Here is a 16214-nt window from a genome sequence, read left to right as displayed (position 1 = left end):
GCGGCGGCGGGCGGCGCGCCGTCGCCGAACGAACTGGCGAGCGCGTAGCGCGGCCGCGATCCCCTGATCGAACAAAGGCGTCCCGACCGCGCCACGCGCGGGCGAGGATCGCCATCCCCACGGAGACAACCATGACATCCGCATTCCCGGCGCTGGCCGCCGATCGCGAGTCCGATGCATCGATCGAGCAGCGGGCCGTGCGCAAGGCCGCATGGCGCTTCATCCCGCTGCTCGCGCTCGCGTATTTTTTCAATTACCTGGACCGCACGAGCGTCGGGTTCGCGGCGCTCACGATGAACCGCGATCTCGGGCTGACGGCGACGCAGTTCGGCTGGGGCGCGGGGATCATGTTCGCCGGCTACTGCGTGTTCGAGGTGCCGAGCAATCTCGCGCTGTACCGCTTCGGCGCGCGCCGCTGGCTCGCCCGCATCATGATCACGTGGGGCGTGATGGCGGCCGCGACCGCGCTTGCGACCGGGCCGACGAGTTTCTATGCGATCCGGTTGCTGCTCGGTATCGGGGAAGCCGGGTTCTTTCCGGGCGTGATCTTCTTCCTCGCCGTGTGGTTTCCCGCGAGCTACCGCACGCGGGTGCTGGCGTGGTTCACCGTGTCGACGCCGCTGTCGTCGCTGATCGGCGGGCCGCTGTCGACGTGGCTGCTGCAGCTCGACGGCGCGCTCGGGCTGGCCGGCTGGAAATGGATGTTCATCGTCGAAGGGCTGCCGGCGTGCGCGCTCGGTTTTCTCGTGCTGAAGCTGCTGTCCGATTCGCCCGCGGATGCCGCGTGGCTGTCGAGCGACGAGCGTGCCGCGCTGCAGCGCGCGTTCGAGCGCGAAGGCGCGGCCGCCGGCCGCAAGAAGCGCTTCGGCGTCGCGCTGCGCGACGTGCGCGTGTACGTGCTCGCGCTGATCTCGTTCGGTTTCACGATGGGTTCTTACGGGATCGGCATCTGGCTGCCGCAGATGCTCAAGGCGCACGGCATGTCGACGATGCAGACGGGCTGGCTGTCCGCGGTGCCGTACTTCTTCGCGACCGTCGCGCTGCTGTGGTGGGCGAAGCGCGTGGACCGTCGCGGCGGCCCGGTCGCGAACCTGGCGATCGGGCTGTTCATCGGCGCGGTGGCGCTCGGCGTCTCGACGCACTTCCTGACGCTCGGCCCCGCACTCGCCGGCATCACGCTGGCGCTGGTCGGCACGATCGCCGGCCGCACGATCTTCTACACGCTGCCCTCGCGCTTCCTGTCCGGCCAGGCGGCGGCCGGCGGGCTCGCGCTGATCAACTCGATCGGCGCGCTCGGCGGCTTCGCCGGCCCTTATCTCGTCGGCTACCTGAAGGACGGCTTCGGCACCTTTACCGCCGGCATGCTCGGCCTCGCGATCGTGCTCGCGATCACGACGCTGCTGACGCTGTCGCTGTATGCGTTCGACCGGAGCGAATGACATGGACACGACGCTTTCGATCAAGCGGCGCCGGCTGCTCGGCGCGGCCGCCGCATCGCTCGCGCTGCCCGCGTTCACCGAGACGCGCGCGGCGACCCAGGAGGGGGTTTCCCGCATGACGACGCAAAGCAACTATCTGGCGGTCCGCCCCGACTGGCTCGCGTCGGCGCTCGAACCCGTGCTCGAGCCCGACCTGCCGATCGTCGACGCGCATCATCATTTCTATGAGCGGCCGGGCTGGATCTACATGCTCGACGACTATCTGCAGGACGCGCGCTCGGGCCACAACCTCCAGGCGTCCGTCTACATGCAGGCGCAGACGCGCTATCGCGATGCGGGCCCGGTCGAACTGAAGCCGGCGGGCGAGACGGCCTACGTTGCCGGCGTGACCGAGCCGTTGCAGCAGCACGGCCGTCCGTCTGTCGCGAAAGGCATCGTCGGCCATGCGGATCTGCGTCTCGGCGAGCGCGTGCGCGAGGTGCTCGAAGCACATCTCGAAGCCGGACGCGGGCGGTTTCGCGGCGTTCGTCACCTGACGACCTGGGATGCCGATCCGACGCTCGCCAATCCGCTATCGGCGGTGCCGCGCGGCATGCTGCTCGATTCCGCGTACCGGGCGGGCGTCGCGCAGCTCGCGCCGCTCGGGCTGTCGTACGACGCGTGGCTGTTCTTTCCCCAGCTACCTGAACTGTTCGAGCTTGCGAAGGCGAATCCCGATACGCGCATCATCGTCAATCACTGCGGCGGCGTCGTACGGATCGCGAGTTATGCCGACAAGCGGCCGGAGGTGTTCGAGCGCTGGTCGGCGTCGATGCGCGCGCTCGCGCAGCTGCCGAACGTGTACGTGAAGGTCGGCGGGCTCGGGATGCGCATCAACGGTTTCGATTTCGAGAAAGGCGCGCGGCCGCCGTCTTCCGTGCAACTCGCCGACGCGTGGAAGCCGTGGATGATGACCTGCATCGACGCGTTCGGCCCCGAGCGCTGCATGTTCGAGAGCAATTTTCCGGTCGACAAGGGCTCGTATTCGTTCGTGAACGGCTGGAATGCGTTCAAGCGCCTGACGGCGCAGGCAAGCCCGGACGAGCGCGACGCGCTGTTCCGCGGCACGGTCACGCGGGCTTACCGGCTCGGCTGACGCGCGTCGCGACGACAGGCCCGGCGCTTGCTCACTCCGCCTCCACCAGCGCGGCCAGCCTCGCCAGCGCCATTTGCCAGCCGGTTTCGTTGTCGGCGACCGGCACGCCGGGCGGCACCCCGTCGTGCACGGCGTCCACGCGCGTGCCGCCCGCTTCGTCGGACAGCGTGATCGTGATCGTCATGGCGCCGCGCAGCATCGGATCGTCGGTTTCGAACACGTCGATCTCGACGATCTGCTCGTCCGGCACGAGCGTGACGAAGCGGCCGTGATAGGTATCGGTGCGAGCAGTGGTCTTGCCGGTGCCGGCCGACGGTGCGTCATAGCTCAGCGACACGCGCAGCGCGCCGCCTTCGCGCGCGTCGTACGCATGCACGCGGCACGTCATGCCGTCGGGCACTTTCCATTGTTCGACGGCGTGCGGATCGAGCAGCGCGCGGTAGACGCGCCCGCGCGGGGCGTTCAGGTGCCGGCTGACCCGGGTCGAATGCGTGTGCGTGTGCAACATGTCGCCTCCCGCGGAGCGCGCGCGACGGTGCACGCCGGCGGCCGGCGTGTCGTCGCGCTTCCTTCAGGAATCCTAGGCGCGCACGAGGCGGCATGCAATGATCGCGCACCCGGCCGCGCTCAGCGCAGCGCGGCCGCGAAGGCGTCGAGCTGCGTGATGCAGGTGTTCCAGCCCTCGAAGAAGCCGAGCGCTTCATGGCGCTCGCGCGTGGCGGCGTCCGGATGCATCACGCGCGCCTCGTAGCGGCTGCCCGCATCGTCGTCGGCCATCGTGACGACTGCCGTGAACCCCATCCACGGCACTTGCGGCCGCCAGCCGCCCGCGAGCATCGACGTGAACGCGATGCGCGATTCGGGCACGATTTCGAGGAAGCAGCCGGGGTTGTCGCTCGTGCCGCCGTCGGGGCCGCGCATGAACGTGTGGAAAGCGCCGCCCGGACGCAGGTCGAATGCGCGCACTTCGGTGGTCCACGGTTTCGGGCACCACCATTCCTTCAGCAGTTCGGGGTCGGTCCACGCACACCACAGCGCGTGGCGCGGCGCGTGCAACGTGCGCGTGATGACGAGATCGTGGGCTTCAGCGGGGTCGACGGGGCTGGCTGACATCGTGCTCCTCCTGGTGACGGCGTTCGACGAATTCGACGAGACGATCGGATCGTGCTTCCCACAGCGCGCGTTGCGCGGCGAGCCATGCCTCGGCCTCGGCGAGCCGGCTGCCGACCAGTGTGCAGGTGCGCGAGCGGCCGGATTTCCGGGTCTGCACGAGGCCGCTGCGCTCGAGCACGGCCACGTGCTTCATGAACGACGGCAGCGCCATGTCGAACGGCTCGGCCAGTGCGGAGACGGTCCGCTCGCCCTGGCCGAGCGCGCCGACGATCGCGCAGCGCGTCGGATCGGCGAGGGCGTGGAAGACGTCGCTGATGCCGGGTTGAAAGTTAGCCATGTGGCTAAGTGTAGGCAATGCAAACGGCGATGCAACGGAAATTTTCGTCGCGTAGGATGATGGGGCGGTAACACGCGCCGGCCGGGCGCGGTATCGCCGCATGCCTGCTGCCGTTGCGCGAGCCGCGACGATCGGCCGGTGTTCTTTCCGATCCGGCCGCCCGCCGAACCCGTGCGGGCGGCCCACCTGATTACGGGGATGGCATGACCGAATCCGTTACCGTCCGCCGCGTCGACGCGGGCGAAGCGATGACCTGCGTCGACGCGCTGGCCGACGTGCTGATCGATTGCGTCGAGGGCGGCGCGTCCGTCAGCTTCATGTTGCCGATCGGGCGGCCGACCGCCGTCGCGTTCTGGACCCACGTCGCCAACGGCGTCGCGAACGGCGAGCGCATCCTGCTCGTTGCCGAGGACGCGGCCGGCCGGATCGTCGGCACCGTGCAGGTCGTGACCGCGCAGCCGGAGAACCAGCCGCATCGCGCGGATATCGCGAAGATGCTCGTGTCGCGGCACGCGCGCCGGCAGGGCATCGCCGGGCGGCTGATGGCGGCGGCCGACGCGGCCGCGCGCGACGCCGGCAAGACCGTGCTCGTGCTCGATACCGTGACGGGCGGCGACGCCGAGCGGCTGTACGAGCGGGCCGGCTGGCAGCGCGTCGGCGTTGTGCCGAACTATGCGTTGATGCCCGACGGCACGCCCTGCGCGACGACGGTTTTCCACAAGCAACTCGCGTAACGGGGCGCGCGATGCATCCCGTCGCTCCCGCGCTCCTGTTCCTTACGCTCGCGGCCGGTCTCGTCGCGCTGCTCGCGCCTGCGTGGCTCGCGGCCGCGTGGCGACGCCGCACGCAGGTGCCGCTTCGCGTGTTTTTCTACGGGATGCTGACCTTCTTCGTGTTCCAGCCGGTACTGCGCATGTCGTGGCAGATTCCGCTATACCGCTGGCTTGCTCACGACCCGCGCTGGCACCTGCCGATGCTCGTGTTCGCGGCATTGACGGCCGGGCTCTTCGAGGAATGCGGGCGCTGGGTCGCCTTCCGGTATCTGCTGCCGAAGCGGCATGATGCGCCGACGGCCGTGATGCTCGGGCTCGGGCACGGCGGACTGGAGGCGATGCTGCTGGTCGGCGTCGGGTTTCTCGCGCTCGGCACGGCTTATCTGCTCGCGCACGCGGGTGTCGTGGTGCCGGAGGGCGTGCAGTCGCTGGTCGGGTCGCAGTTCGCGGGCATGACGCTCGCGTCGCCCGTTCTCGCGTTGCTCGAGCGCACGAGCGCGCTGGCCGCGCATGTGGGGCTGTCGCTGATCGTGCTGCAGACGTTCGTGCGCGGAACGAAGCGCTGGCTGGTGTATGCGATTGCGCTTCATTTCGTGTTCGACCTCGTTGTCGTGCTGCTGACGCGGTACTGGCATGTCGATACGGTGCTGGTCGAGGCGACCCTGTTCGTGTGCAGTGCCGTGCTCCTGTTGCTGGGCATTCGCTGGAGCCGCCGGGCGGCGGGTGCCGGAGGCGCGAGCACGGGGCACGTCGCGTGACGGGCAGGGAGCGTGTCAGCCGTTTGCAGCGGATTCGGCCGCCGGATGGCGGGCGCATCTGATTATCCGGGCAGCATCAGCTGGTTAAAGGTCCCCGGTTCGACGAAACGGCAGGTCTCAACGGCAAGCGCCGGAATGTCTCCGCGGTCGCAGCGAGCGCAGGGCCCGGGGCGACCGCGCTCCGTCCGGGAATCAGGCAGGGCCGGAGACGTCGCCAGTCCGATATAGTCACGCAGGAAGATTTCAGCAGCACGCCCCGGAACCCCCGCCTCGATGAAACGCTCCCATGTCGTCTACGCCCTCACGGGCCTGCTCGTCGCGCTGCCGATTGCCGCGTATGCGCTGGTCAAGCCGCTGCGCGTCGTCGCGCCTGCGCTGGTCCCCGGCGTGTCGTGCCCGAGCGCCGATATCTGCACGGACGATGCCGCGAGGCTCGGCGACGCACGGCAGCTCTATCGCGACGGTTATGCACGCGCGGCGGCAGCCGTCGGTGCGTTCCGGGAGGCGCCGCGCGTCGTGTTCTGTTCGACCCGCGCGTGCGCCGATGCATTCGGCCTCGGCCAGCGCGCGGCGCTGACGCTCGGGAATTTCGGCGTGGTTGTCGCACCGCGCGGCTGGCAGACCTACTTTCTCGCGCACGAGCTGATCCACCACCGCCAGGCGGAAGTGCTCGGCAACCTGGCCGTCGTGACCAAGCCGCGCTGGCTGATCGAAGGGATGGCGTATTCGCTCAGCGACGATCCGCGCCATCCGCTGGCGGAGCCGTTCGAAGCGTGGCGCACGCGTTTCGGCGCATGGCATGCGGCGCTGGGCGGGCAGCCGTTGTGGGAGGCCGCGCGGGCGGTCGAATAGCGCGGCAAGGGCGCCGAGCGCGCCGTCTTGCCCCGCCGTCTGCCCGTCATGCCGGCGGGGCCGGATCGTCGCGCCCGGCGGTGAGCGCGTCCCGCCCTGCCGCGAGGATTTCGTCGGCCAGCGCGGGTTCGGTGCCGGCGATCGCGCGCGACAGCACGAGTGCGCCGACCATCTGGCTGAAGACGGCGATCGCGTCGCGACGCGTCTGCGCCGGCGTCCCGCCTTCGACGGCCACCATCCGTTCCAGCCGGTCGAGATACGTGGCGAGGCCGTGCGCGTAGCACGCACGCGCCGCATCGGTCAGTCGCGGCGCATCGCCCGCGAAACCGGACAGCGGGCACCCGGCCTCGACGTTGTCGCGATGCGCGGCCGACAGATACGACGCCACCTGCGCGTCGAGACTGCCGGCGTTCGGCGAATCCGCGCGGTCCTGCATGGCCTTTTCCATCACCTCGGCGACCAGCGCGTCTTTCGACTTGAAGTGGTTGTAGAAGCCGCCCTGCGTGAAGCCGGCTTCCTTCATCAGCTCCGTGAGTCCGACCGCGTCGACGCCGCGCACGCGGAACAGCCGCTCGGCGGCCGCGACAATCGCGCTCCGGTTCTCGGCAGCCTGCTGTCTTGAAACGCCCATCGATCCCTCCCTGATTTTTGCCGATCGCGTCGATTGAAAATCACAATGGCGACCACCATTGACATGAGCGGATTGCGTGAACACAATGCACGGCAAAGACAATGGTGATCGACATTGACATCGAGTGTAGCCGACTTGGCGGAGGGTGCAAAGCCGCTGCCGGAGCGGCCGATGGCAATCGATCGGCGTCTTGGGCGCCGCCGGGGCACGTGTATCGGGCAACGGGCGGCTCGCCGTCTGCCGGCGGCGTACCGGTTCGGAACGCAATGGCAGCCTGGTTTTTCACCGGATCTCACGCGCGCGGCGAGCCGGCGCGCATGCGATTCATCATGCGAAAGGAAGCGTCATGAAGATCGAAGGTGCAGTGGTGTTCGTCACGGGTGCGAATCGCGGGCTCGGGCTCGAGTTCGCGAAGCAGGCGCTTGCGAGAGGGGCGCGCAAGGTCTATGCGGCGGCGCGCGATCCGGCCACCGTGACGCTGCCGGGCGTCGTGCCGGTGAAACTCGACGTGACCGATCCGGCGGCCGTCGCGGCGGCCGCCGACGCGGCGCGCGACGTCACGCTGCTGATCAACAACGCGGGCATCGCGCGACTCGGCAGCCTGACGGACGACGGTGCGACCGACGCATTGCGCGACCATTTCGAAACCAACGTGTTCGGGATGCTGGCGATGTCGCGCGCGTTCGCGGGCATCCTCGCCGGCCATGGCGGCGGCGCGATCCTGAACATCCTGTCCGTCGCGAGCTGGGTGAACCGGCCGATCCTGTCGGGCTACGGCGTGTCGAAATCGGCCGCGTGGGCGCTGACCAACGGGCTGCGCCATTCGCTGCGCGAGCAGCGCACGCAGGTCGTCGGGCTGCATGCCGGCTTCATCGATACCGACCTGACGGCCGGCCTCGACGTGCCGAAGGCGACGCCGGCCGACGTCGTGCGCCAGGCGTACGAAGCGATCGAAGCAGGGGAAGAAGAAGTGTCGACCGACGAGTTCACGCGGCAGGTGAAGGCCACGCTGTCGTCGGGCGTCTATCTGGAAGAACCTGCGCCGCGTTGACGCCGCCGGAACCTCGAACCCGCCCCCGCGCCGCGTATGCGGTACGGGCGGCGGGCCGGGCCGTCAGGCCGTGGTGTCGATGATGCCCGGGATCTTCACGTCCGGGTTCACGTCCGCGTCGTAGTCGACGCCGGCGATCTCGAAGCCGAACAGGCGCAGGAACTCGGTCTTGTAGCCGGCGAAGTCGGTCAGCTCGTACAGGTTGTCGTTCGTCACGTGGTTCCACTGCGCGACGACCTTCGCCTGCACCTGCGGATCGAGCTCCTTGTAATCCGCGCGCAGGCGGCCTTCCTCGTCGACGTGCGGCGTCGCACCGTACAGGCTGTCCTTGAACAGCCCGTACACCTGCTCGATGCAGCCTTCGTGCGTGCCGGTTTCCTTCATCGTCTTGAACAGCAGCGACAGGTACAGCGGCATCATCGGGATCGCCGAGCTCGCCTGCGTGACGACGGCCTTCAGCACCGACACGCGCGCATCGCCGCCGTGCGCGGCCAGCTTGTCGCGGATCGACAGCACCTTCTTGTCGAGATCCTTCTTCGCTTCGCCGATCGAGCCGTTCCAGTAGATGTCGTGCGTGATCTGCTCGCCGAGATAGGTGAACGCGGTCGTCTTCGCGCCGTCGGCCAGCACGCCGGCTTCATCGAGCGCGTCGATCCACATCTGCCAGTCCTCGCCGCCCATCACGGCGACGGTGCCGTCGATCTCTTCCTGCGTCGCCGGTTCCAGCGTGACGTCGCGGATCACTTCCTTGTCGGTGTCGAGGCCGCGGAACGTGACCGTCTTGCCGATCGGCTTGAGCGTCGAGCTGATGGTTTCGCCCGTCTTCGGATGCGTGCGGCGCGGCGCCGCGAGGCTGTAGACGACGAGATCGACCTTGCCGAGATCCTGCTTGATGGTGTCGATCGTGACCTGCTTGACCTTGTCGGAGAATGCGTCGCCGTTGATGCTGCGCGCATAGACCCCTTTTTCGGCGGCGAATTTCTCGAACGCGGCGCTGTTGTACCAGCCGGCCGTGCCCGGCTTCGTTTCGCTGCCGGCGCGCTCGAAGAACACGCCGAGCGTGTCCGCGCCCGAGCCGAATGCGGCCGAGATCCGGGCGGCGAGGCCGTAGCCGGTCGACGCGCCGATCACGAGCACCTTTTTCGGGCCGTTGGCGATCGGGCCGTGCGAAGTCACGTAGTCGATCTGTTCCTTGACGTTGGCTTCACAGCCGACCGGATGAGTCGTCACGCAGATGAAGCCACGCACGCGCGGTTTGATGATCATGGAAACCCTCTAGTCAGAAAGGCAGAAACGGCCTGAAATCGGAAAAATCCCGCGCATTGTAATGGAAGCGGCCGATCGCGGGCGGGCGCGGCCGGAACCTGGCGGATCGTCCGGTTATTTCTCTCTTGACAGAAATAACTGAAATGCCTAAATTTCACGCCATGGAACTCACACCGATTGCCGAACGATTCATTCTCCACTGGGGCGAAATGGGCTCGCGGTGGGGCGTCAACCGCACCGTCTCGCAGATCCACGCGCTGCTGTATCTGGCCGGCCGGCCGGTCGCGGCCGACGAGATCGCCGAGACGCTCAACGTCGCGCGCTCCAACGTCAGCACGAGCCTGAAGGAGCTGCAGGCATGGCGGCTCGCGAAGGTCGTGCATGTGCTGGGCGATCGCCGCGACCACTTCGAGACGTCGACCGACATCTGGGAACTGTTCAAGCTGATCGTCGAAGGGCGGCGGCAGCGCGAGATCGAGCCGACGCTCACGGTGCTGCGCGATTGCCTGACGAATCCGGAGATCGCGAACGAGAGCCGCGAGACCGAGCAGCGCATCCGCGACACGCTGCAGTTCGTCGAGACGCTCACGACCTGGTCGGACGAGATGCTGCGGCTCAAGCCCGATACGCTGATGAAGGCGCTCGGCATCGGCGCGAAGATCAGCCAGACGGTCAGGCGCAAGCCGTCGAAGTAAGCGTTACGCGCAGTGCGGGCAGGCAGCCCGCTTTTTTTGGGGCTTTTATTTCTGTCTGTACAGAAATAACTGTAAGTAGAGGATGAAAATGAACGCTGTCTTGCCGTCGACCTGCCCGCAGGGCCGCACCGGGGCGCGCCGCATGACGGTCCTCGTGTGCGGCGCGAACGGCTTCATCGGGCGGGCACTGTGCACGCAGCTCGAAGCCGGCGGCCATCGCGTGCTGCGCGGCGTGCGGCATGCGGCCGGCCCGTGCGACGTCGCGATCGACTTCGCCGCCGACATCGATCCCGACGCGTGGCTCGCGCGGCTGAAGGGCGTCGACGTGGTGATCAATGCGGTCGGCATCCTCGCCGATCGGCGAGGCGCGACGCTCGACGCCGTGCACCGTGCCGCGCCGTGCGCACTCTTTACCGCGTGCTGCCGCGCCGGCGTGCGGCGCGTGATCCAGATCTCGGCGCTTGGCGTCGAGCGCGGCGGCACGCGCTACTTCGCCAGCAAGCTGGCCGCCGACCGCTTCCTGCAGACGCTGCCGATCGACTTCCGGATCGTGCGGCCCGCGCTCGTCTACGGCACGGACGGCGCGTCCGCGCGGTTTTTCCGGATGCTCGCGAGCCTGCCCGTGCAGGTGCTGCCGGCGGGCGGCCGTCAGCGGCTGCGCCCCGTGCACGTCGACGATCTCGCCGAAGTCGTCGCGCGGCTCGTCGTGCAACCGGGCGATGCGTCGGCCGCCGGCCGTGCGGTGATCGACGTGGTCGGCAACGACGAAGTCGAATACCGCGAGATGCTGGCCCGCTACCGTGCCGCGCTGGGATTTCCGCCGGCCGCACGCGTGACGCTGCCGGGCCCGCTGGCCGGCGCGGCGGCCGCGTTGCTCGGCACGCTGCCGGGCGCGATGTTCACGCGCGACACGTGGACGATGCTGCGTGGCGGGAACACCGGCGATCCGGCCGCCGTCACGACCATGCTCGGCCGGCCGCCGCGCGGGATCGACGGCTTCATCGGCACGGAAGCCGCCGCGCTGCGTCGCGACGCGCTGGCGATGTGGCGTCGGCCGTTGCTGCGCGGCGCGCTCGCGATCGTGTGGATCTGGACGGCCATCGCCAGCGCGTTCATCCATCCGCTGCCCGCGAGCCTCGCGCTGCTCGCGCCTGCGCACCTCACGGGGCTGCCCGCGCTGATCGCGCTGTACGCGGCCAGCGCGCTGGACTTCGCGTTCGGCATCGCGACCGTCGCCGCGCCTTCACGGCGCCTGTGGGCGGCGCAAGCGGCGCTGATCGTCGCGTACTCGGCCGTCATCGCGGTCACGATGCCGGCGCTGCTCGCCGAGCCGTTCGGCCCCGTGCTCAAGAACGTGCCGATTCTCGCGATCCTGTTGATCCTTTTTTCAGAAGAAGAACAAGCATGAATACCTATCTCGTCATCAAGGCGCTTCACATCCTGTCCTCGGTGCTGCTGGTCGGCACTGGCTTCGGCACCGCGTTCTACCTGTTCTTCGCGAACCGCACGCAGTCGGTGCCCGCGATCGCGGCCGTGTCGCGCCTCGTGGTGCGCGCGGACTGGTGGTTCACGACGCCGGCCGTGATCTTCCAGCCGGCATCGGGGCTCTGGCTCGCGCACACCGCCGGCTGGCCGTGGCATACGCCGTGGCTGCTCGCATCGATCGTGCTGTATGCGATCGCCGGGGCGTGCTGGCTGCCGGTCGTGTGGCTGCAGCTCGAACTTGCATCGATGGCGAAGCTCGCCCATGCGAACGGCGACGCCGCATTGCCGGAGCGCTACTGGCGCTATGCGAAGCGCTGGGAACTGCTCGGCTACCCGGCGTTCTTCGCGATGCTGTCCGTCTACTTCCTGATGGTGCTCAAGCCGATGTAAGCGCGTGGCCGCCGCCGCACGGGAGCGGCGGTACGGCGTGCGGGAAAGCAGTCGATCGATTCACGATGCACGCAAAGACAAGAAGGAATGCGAATCATGGAATCAAGTGAACTGGTGTTGTACTTCGACGGACGATGTCCGTTATGTGTCGCGCAGATACGGCGTCTCGGCGCCCGCGACGCGCAGCAGCGGCTGGCTTTCGTCGATATCGCCGGGCCGGGCTTCGACCCGGCGCCGCTGGGCGTCGGCCTGCCCGCGCTGAATCGCGAGCTTCATGCGCGTCTGCCGGACGGACGCATGCTGACCGGCGTGGACGGCATCCTCGCCGCCCATGCGCTGACCGGGCGCGGCTGGCTCGTCCGGCTGCTTCGCGTGCCGGTCGTGCGCGGTGTGCTGGCACCGCTGTATCGCCACTTCGCGCGCAACCGGCACGCCGTTTCTCGTTGGTTCGGCTATCGCGCCGAAGCGGCGTGCGACGGGCCGGCGTGCGGTAGCGACCGTGCCGCCGAACCCGCGGCCGATCGTCCCGCGCGCGATGACATGCGCCGCATCGTGGTGACCTGGATGTACGGCGCGGCGCTCGCCCATCTGCTCGTCGGCATCGCCGTTCCGTGGGTGGCCGGCGCGCCGTGGCTCGACGCGTATCACCGCGTCATCGAGCTGCATTTCTGGGCGGGCGCGGCGCCCGGCCCGGCGCGCGCGCAGCAGGTCTGGTGGATGTCGCTGATCGGCGCGACGGTGCAATGCGCGTCGGTCTGGATGCTGGCGCTCGTCCACCTCGGCAACCGGCTGCGCCGGCGGGAAGTGTGGGGATGGCTGCTGGCCGGCCTGGCGATCTGGGCGCCGCAGGACATGCTGTTTTCATTGCAGGCCCGAGTATCGGGCCACGTGGCGATCGACGCGGCGGCACTCGTTGCGATGGTGCCGCCACTTGTGTGGCTGTGGAGGAGGGATACCCCATGAACACCTTGCCTGCTTACGACTGGGCGCTCAACCTGCTGATCGTGCAGGGCGCGATGGGCGCATTCGATACGCTCTATCACCACGAGCTCACGCAGGATCTGCCGCACAGCCCGCGCGCGCGGCTCGAGCTGGGGATTCACGCGGTGCGCTCCGTGCTTTACGGTCTCGTATTCGCGTCGATCGCGAACGTCGCCTTTCACGGCGCGTGGGTCGCGGCCCTCGCGGCGGTGGTGGTCGTCGAGGTGGTGCTGACGTTGTGGGATTTCGTCGTCGAGGACCAGAGCCGCAAGCTGCCGGCGACCGAGCGCGTGCTGCACACGCTGCTGGCCGTCAACGGCGGCGCGCTGTTCGGGATGATCGCGATGCAGCTGGCCGTCTGGGCGCACGAGCCGACCGCGCTTCAGGTACTCGATCTCGGCTGGCGCGGCGGGTTGCTGAGCGTGTTTGCCGTCGGCGTGACGGTATCGGGCCTCCGCGACGGAATCGCGGCCTGCCGGATCGCGCAACGCGCGTCGGCCGCCAATCCGTTTGCGGGGCAGCCGCTGGGGAACGTGCTCGTCACAGGCGGAACCGGCTTCATCGGCGAAACCCTCGTGAACCATCTGCTCGATGCGGGCCATACGGTCACGTTGCTGGCGCGCGACCCGCTGCGCGCGGCCTACCAGTTTCAGGGCCGTGTGCGCAGCGTGACGTCCGCCGGTCAACTGCAGCCGCACGAGCGTTTCGACACGGTCATCAACCTCGCGGGGGCGCCGGTGCTGGGCGCGCGCTGGAGCAAGCGCCGGCAGGCGGTGCTGCTCGCCAGCCGCGTCGGCGTCACGGAATCGCTGATGCGCTGGGTCGAGACCGCCGAGGTCAAGCCCCGCGCGTGGATCCAGGCGTCGGCGATCGGCTACTACGGCGTGCGGCCTTCCGACGAGCGGCTCGACGAGCGCAGCAGCGCCGGCACCGGCTTCATGTCCGGGCTGTGCCGGCAGTGGGAGCAGTCCGCGCAGGCGCTCGAGCGTCATGGCGTGCGCTCGGTGGTGCTGCGGCTGGGCCTCGTGTTCGGCCCCGGCGGCGCGTTGCGCCCGATGCTGCTGCCGCACTACTTCGGGATGGGCGGGCGATTCGGCGACGGCACGCAGGTGATGAGCTGGATTCACCGGGACGACGTGCTGCGGATCATTGCACGCGCGATGTCGAACCCGGGCATGCACGGTGTCTACAACGCGGTTGCACCCGCGCCGTTGACTCAGCGCGAGTTCGTGCAGGTCGTGTCGAAGGTGTTGCGTCGCCCCGCGTTTCTGCACGTGCCGGCCGCGCCGCTGCGCATCGCGATGGGCGAGATGGCCGCGCTGCTGCTGGACGGGCAGCGGGTGATGCCGGCGCGGCTGCATCAGGACGGATTCATGTTCCGGTTCCCGACGGCCGAGCACGCGCTGCGCGACCTGACGAACCGGCCGCACGCGGATTTTCCGCGTACGGCATGTCGTTTGCCGCGCCGTCGTGTATAAATTCGGCGTGAATGCGTTCGTGGCGCGTCGTGCGCCCCGAACGCTCCGCATCCGACCTCACAAGGAGACTGCATGCTGCACATCCTCGGCAAGATTCCGTCCATCAACGTCCGCAAGGTGCTGTGGCTGTGCACCGAACTGAACCTGCCGTTCGAACAGGAAGACTGGGGCGCGGGCTTTCGCACGACCAACGATCCGGCCTATCTCGCACTGAACCCGAACGCGCTCGTGCCCGTCATCAAGGACGACGATTTCGTGCTCTGGGAATCGAACACGATCATCCGCTACCTCGCGAATCGTTACGGCGGCGACGCGCTGTATCCGGCCGAGCCGCAGGCGCGTGCGCGGGTCGACCAATGGATCGACTGGCAGGGCGCGGACCTGAACCGCTCGTGGGTCGGCGCGTTCCTCGGCCTCGTGCGGAAATCGCCCGATCACCAGGATCCGGCCGGCATCGCGCAGTCGATCGCAGGCTGGACGAAGCACATGCAGGTGCTGAACGCGCAGCTCGAAAAGACGGGCGCGTACGTGGCCGGCAACACGTTCACGCTCGCGGACATTCCGATCGGCCTGTCGGTGAATCGCTGGTTCGGCACGCCGTTCGAGCATCCGGAATTGCCGGCGGTGTCACGCTATATCGAACGTCTCGCGACGCGCGAAGGCTTCAAGCAATACGCGGGCAGCGCGAATCCGTAAGCCGGCCGGTAGCGCGTGAAGCGGCCGTGTTGCAATCGCTGCCGCTTCACGCTTGATTCATCGATCCGCGTACCCGTCGTCACGCGCCGGGCGCCGGCAGCGCGTCGAGCACGCGCGCAAGAAACGCCTCGTGGTTCCACGCGGATTCCGGCCGCGACAGCCCGAGCCGCACGACCACCAGTTGACGGCTCGGCACCACGCTCACGAACTGGCCTTCATGGCCGACCGCATGAAACGCGTCGGCCGGCATCGCGACCGCGTGCGGATCGCGATCGTTGAACGGCTCCGGCACCTTGACCCACAGCTGCGCGCCGTATTCCTGGCGCGACGACTGCGGCGTCGTGCGCGTCAGGTAGCGTACCCAGCCGTCCGGCAGCAGCCGTTGCCCGTCCCACACGCCGTTCTGCAGCAGAAGCTGCCCGAAGCGTGCCCAGTCGCGTGCGCTCGCATACATGTACGACGGACTGACGAGTGTGCCGGACGCATCGGGCTCGAACACCGCGCTGCGCATGCCGAGCGGCGCGAACAGCGCGCGACGCGGAAACGCGAGATAGTCGTCCCCGCTGCCGCCCAGCGCCTCGCGCATCACGCGTGCGACGATCGCGCTCGTGCCGCTCGAGTAGGACCACTGCGTGCCGGGTGTCGCCGCGAGCGGCTTCGCCGATGCGAACCGCGCGGTATCGGGCTGCGTGAACAGCATCAACGCGACGTCGGACAGCGGGTCGTCGTAGTCCTCGTTGAATTGCAGGCCGCTCGTCATCCGCAGCAGCTCGTCGAGCGTGATGGCCGCGCGAGGATCGCCGCTGCCGCGCCATTCGGGCAGCAGCGCCGACGTATCGGGCGACAGCTTGTGCTGCGCGACGAGCGCGCCGACCAGCGCGGCCGTCACGGTCTTCGTCATCGACCAGCCGGGCAGCGGCGTGTCGGCCGTGAAGCCGGGCGCATAGCGTTCGGCGATCACCTGGCCGCGCCACATCACGACGACTGCGCGCGTGCGCCGCGGTCGTGCCGGATCGGGCTCGTCGAACGCGCGATCGAGCGCGGTCTGCAGTTTCCGTGCGTCGATGCCGGCCGGCGGCGTGGCCGGCGCGGCTGGGGCGGGCTGCGCGGGCGGCGGATCGGGGAGGCGCGGCA

General features: G+C 68.6%; 18 protein-coding genes. 12 read left to right on the top strand and 6 right to left on the bottom strand.

Going from position 1 to position 16214, the window contains the following annotated elements:
- Window positions 1-131: 131 nt before the first annotated feature.
- Both DPV74_RS30390 and DPV74_RS30385 read left to right on the top strand, forming a co-directional pair.
- The gene (locus DPV74_RS30390; protein ID WP_091920661.1) at window positions 132-1439 is read left to right on the top strand and encodes an MFS transporter; all 1308 of its coding nucleotides are present in this window, start codon (window positions 132-134) and stop codon (window positions 1437-1439) included.
- A gap of 1 nt (window position 1440) precedes the next feature.
- The gene (locus DPV74_RS30385) at window positions 1441-2574 is read left to right on the top strand and encodes an amidohydrolase (RefSeq protein WP_119338539.1); all 1134 of its coding nucleotides are present in this window, start codon (window positions 1441-1443) and stop codon (window positions 2572-2574) included.
- Window positions 2575-2605: 31 nt separating this feature from the next.
- On the opposite strand, the gene DPV74_RS30380 is transcribed toward DPV74_RS30385, so the two are convergent.
- From DPV74_RS30380 to DPV74_RS30370, 3 genes are all read right to left on the bottom strand, one after another.
- Window positions 2606-3082 carry an SRPBCC family protein gene (locus DPV74_RS30380; protein WP_027790383.1) on the bottom strand — a complete coding sequence of 159 codons (477 nt, stop codon included), beginning with the start codon at window positions 3080-3082 and terminating at the stop codon, window positions 2606-2608.
- A gap of 119 nt (window positions 3083-3201) precedes the next feature.
- Entirely contained in the window at window positions 3202-3687 is a 486-nt protein-coding gene (locus DPV74_RS30375; RefSeq protein WP_119338538.1) for an SRPBCC family protein, read from the bottom strand.
- On the bottom strand, window positions 3659-4024 hold the full coding sequence (locus tag DPV74_RS30370) for a helix-turn-helix transcriptional regulator (RefSeq protein ID WP_048023525.1): 366 nt from the start codon (window positions 4022-4024) through the stop codon (window positions 3659-3661). Before DPV74_RS30370 ends, DPV74_RS30375 begins: the two co-directional genes overlap by 29 nt.
- A 203-nt stretch (window positions 4025-4227) precedes the next feature.
- On the opposite strand from DPV74_RS30370, the gene DPV74_RS30365 reads away from it, so the two are divergent.
- The 3 genes from DPV74_RS30365 (at window position 4228) to DPV74_RS30355 (ending at window position 6407) form a co-directional block, all read left to right on the top strand.
- Window positions 4228-4758, top strand: a complete 531-nt coding sequence (locus tag DPV74_RS30365) for a GNAT family N-acetyltransferase (protein WP_060173997.1) — start codon at window positions 4228-4230, stop codon at window positions 4756-4758.
- A gap of 11 nt (window positions 4759-4769) precedes the next feature.
- On the top strand, window positions 4770-5555 hold the full coding sequence (locus tag DPV74_RS30360; protein ID WP_060083801.1) for a YhfC family intramembrane metalloprotease: 786 nt from the start codon (window positions 4770-4772) through the stop codon (window positions 5553-5555).
- Window positions 5556-5828: 273 nt separating this feature from the next.
- Complete coding sequence (locus DPV74_RS30355) at window positions 5829-6407, top strand: hypothetical protein (RefSeq protein ID WP_059699817.1); 579 nt, start codon at window positions 5829-5831, stop codon at window positions 6405-6407.
- Window positions 6408-6453: 46 nt separating this feature from the next.
- Here the strand turns inward: DPV74_RS30355 and DPV74_RS30350 are convergent, their stop codons facing one another.
- Complete coding sequence (locus DPV74_RS30350) at window positions 6454-7038, bottom strand: TetR/AcrR family transcriptional regulator (RefSeq protein ID WP_119338537.1); 585 nt, start codon at window positions 7036-7038, stop codon at window positions 6454-6456.
- A 346-nt stretch (window positions 7039-7384) separates the two neighbouring features.
- Between DPV74_RS30350 and DPV74_RS30345 the strand changes: the two genes are divergently transcribed.
- On the top strand, window positions 7385-8089 hold the full coding sequence (locus tag DPV74_RS30345) for an SDR family oxidoreductase (RefSeq protein ID WP_048023522.1): 705 nt from the start codon (window positions 7385-7387) through the stop codon (window positions 8087-8089).
- 63 nt (window positions 8090-8152) lie between these two features.
- Here the strand turns inward: DPV74_RS30345 and fabV are convergent, their stop codons facing one another.
- Window positions 8153-9355: an enoyl-ACP reductase FabV gene (fabV, locus tag DPV74_RS30340; protein ID WP_021159934.1), complete on the bottom strand. Its 1203-nt coding sequence runs from the start codon at window positions 9353-9355 to the stop codon at window positions 8153-8155.
- 161 nt (window positions 9356-9516) lie between these two features.
- Between fabV and DPV74_RS30335 the strand changes: the two genes are divergently transcribed.
- From DPV74_RS30335 to DPV74_RS30310, 6 genes are all read left to right on the top strand, one after another.
- Complete coding sequence (locus DPV74_RS30335; protein ID WP_006480371.1) at window positions 9517-10050, top strand: GbsR/MarR family transcriptional regulator; 534 nt, start codon at window positions 9517-9519, stop codon at window positions 10048-10050.
- Window positions 10051-10138: 88 nt separating this feature from the next.
- A complete protein-coding gene (locus tag DPV74_RS30330) occupies window positions 10139-11458 on the top strand; it encodes an SDR family oxidoreductase (protein WP_119338540.1) in 1320 nt (439 codons plus the stop codon).
- Entirely contained in the window at window positions 11455-11925 is a 471-nt protein-coding gene (locus DPV74_RS30325) for a DUF2269 domain-containing protein (RefSeq protein WP_021159932.1), read from the top strand. Before DPV74_RS30330 ends, DPV74_RS30325 begins: the two co-directional genes overlap by 4 nt.
- A 96-nt stretch (window positions 11926-12021) precedes the next feature.
- Complete coding sequence (locus DPV74_RS30320) at window positions 12022-12888, top strand: thiol-disulfide oxidoreductase DCC family protein (RefSeq protein ID WP_119338536.1); 867 nt, start codon at window positions 12022-12024, stop codon at window positions 12886-12888.
- Window positions 12885-14384, top strand: a complete 1500-nt coding sequence (locus tag DPV74_RS30315) for a TIGR01777 family oxidoreductase (protein ID WP_119338535.1) — start codon at window positions 12885-12887, stop codon at window positions 14382-14384. Before DPV74_RS30320 ends, DPV74_RS30315 begins: the two co-directional genes overlap by 4 nt.
- Window positions 14385-14456: 72 nt before the next feature.
- Complete coding sequence (locus tag DPV74_RS30310) at window positions 14457-15080, top strand: glutathione S-transferase family protein (RefSeq protein WP_027790394.1); 624 nt, start codon at window positions 14457-14459, stop codon at window positions 15078-15080.
- 79 nt (window positions 15081-15159) lie between these two features.
- Here the strand turns inward: DPV74_RS30310 and DPV74_RS30305 are convergent.
- Window positions 15160-16214 (bottom strand): serine hydrolase (locus tag DPV74_RS30305; protein WP_162923177.1); only part of this gene is annotated, 1055 nt, incomplete at its 5' end.

It is taken from the genome of Burkholderia sp. HAN2018, assembly GCF_024704855.1.
GTDB classification, from domain to species: domain Bacteria; phylum Pseudomonadota; class Gammaproteobacteria; order Burkholderiales; family Burkholderiaceae; genus Burkholderia; species Burkholderia cepacia.
Note: the sequence above shows the minus strand (reverse complement) of the source record. Positions and strands in the feature narration are given on the sequence as shown.

What these genes read in the sequence shown, in the direction of transcription:
- DPV74_RS30360 (WP_060083801.1), top strand. Translation starts at nt 4,770, where the DNA reads ATGCATCCCGTCGCTCCCGCGCTCCTGTTCCTTACGCTCGCGGCCGGT.
- DPV74_RS30335 (WP_006480371.1), top strand. Translation starts at nt 9,517, where the DNA reads ATGGAACTCACACCGATTGCCGAACGATTCATTCTCCACTGGGGCGAA.
- DPV74_RS30345 (WP_048023522.1), top strand. Translation starts at nt 7,385, where the DNA reads ATGAAGATCGAAGGTGCAGTGGTGTTCGTCACGGGTGCGAATCGCGGG.
- DPV74_RS30370 (WP_048023525.1), bottom strand. Translation starts at nt 4,024, where the DNA reads ATGGCTAACTTTCAACCCGGCATCAGCGACGTCTTCCACGCCCTCGCC.
- DPV74_RS30330 (WP_119338540.1), top strand. Translation starts at nt 10,139, where the DNA reads ATGAACGCTGTCTTGCCGTCGACCTGCCCGCAGGGCCGCACCGGGGCG.
- DPV74_RS30350 (WP_119338537.1), bottom strand. Translation starts at nt 7,038, where the DNA reads ATGGGCGTTTCAAGACAGCAGGCTGCCGAGAACCGGAGCGCGATTGTC.
- DPV74_RS30325 (WP_021159932.1), top strand. Translation starts at nt 11,455, where the DNA reads ATGAATACCTATCTCGTCATCAAGGCGCTTCACATCCTGTCCTCGGTG.
- DPV74_RS30355 (WP_059699817.1), top strand. Translation starts at nt 5,829, where the DNA reads ATGAAACGCTCCCATGTCGTCTACGCCCTCACGGGCCTGCTCGTCGCG.
- DPV74_RS30320 (WP_119338536.1), top strand. Translation starts at nt 12,022, where the DNA reads ATGGAATCAAGTGAACTGGTGTTGTACTTCGACGGACGATGTCCGTTA.
- DPV74_RS30380 (WP_027790383.1), bottom strand. Translation starts at nt 3,082, where the DNA reads ATGTTGCACACGCACACGCATTCGACCCGGGTCAGCCGGCACCTGAAC.
- DPV74_RS30390 (WP_091920661.1), top strand. Translation starts at nt 132, where the DNA reads ATGACATCCGCATTCCCGGCGCTGGCCGCCGATCGCGAGTCCGATGCA.
- DPV74_RS30365 (WP_060173997.1), top strand. Translation starts at nt 4,228, where the DNA reads ATGACCGAATCCGTTACCGTCCGCCGCGTCGACGCGGGCGAAGCGATG.
- DPV74_RS30315 (WP_119338535.1), top strand. Translation starts at nt 12,885, where the DNA reads ATGAACACCTTGCCTGCTTACGACTGGGCGCTCAACCTGCTGATCGTG.
- DPV74_RS30310 (WP_027790394.1), top strand. Translation starts at nt 14,457, where the DNA reads ATGCTGCACATCCTCGGCAAGATTCCGTCCATCAACGTCCGCAAGGTG.
- fabV (WP_021159934.1), bottom strand. Translation starts at nt 9,355, where the DNA reads ATGATCATCAAACCGCGCGTGCGTGGCTTCATCTGCGTGACGACTCAT.
- DPV74_RS30375 (WP_119338538.1), bottom strand. Translation starts at nt 3,687, where the DNA reads ATGTCAGCCAGCCCCGTCGACCCCGCTGAAGCCCACGATCTCGTCATC.
- DPV74_RS30385 (WP_119338539.1), top strand. Translation starts at nt 1,441, where the DNA reads ATGGACACGACGCTTTCGATCAAGCGGCGCCGGCTGCTCGGCGCGGCC.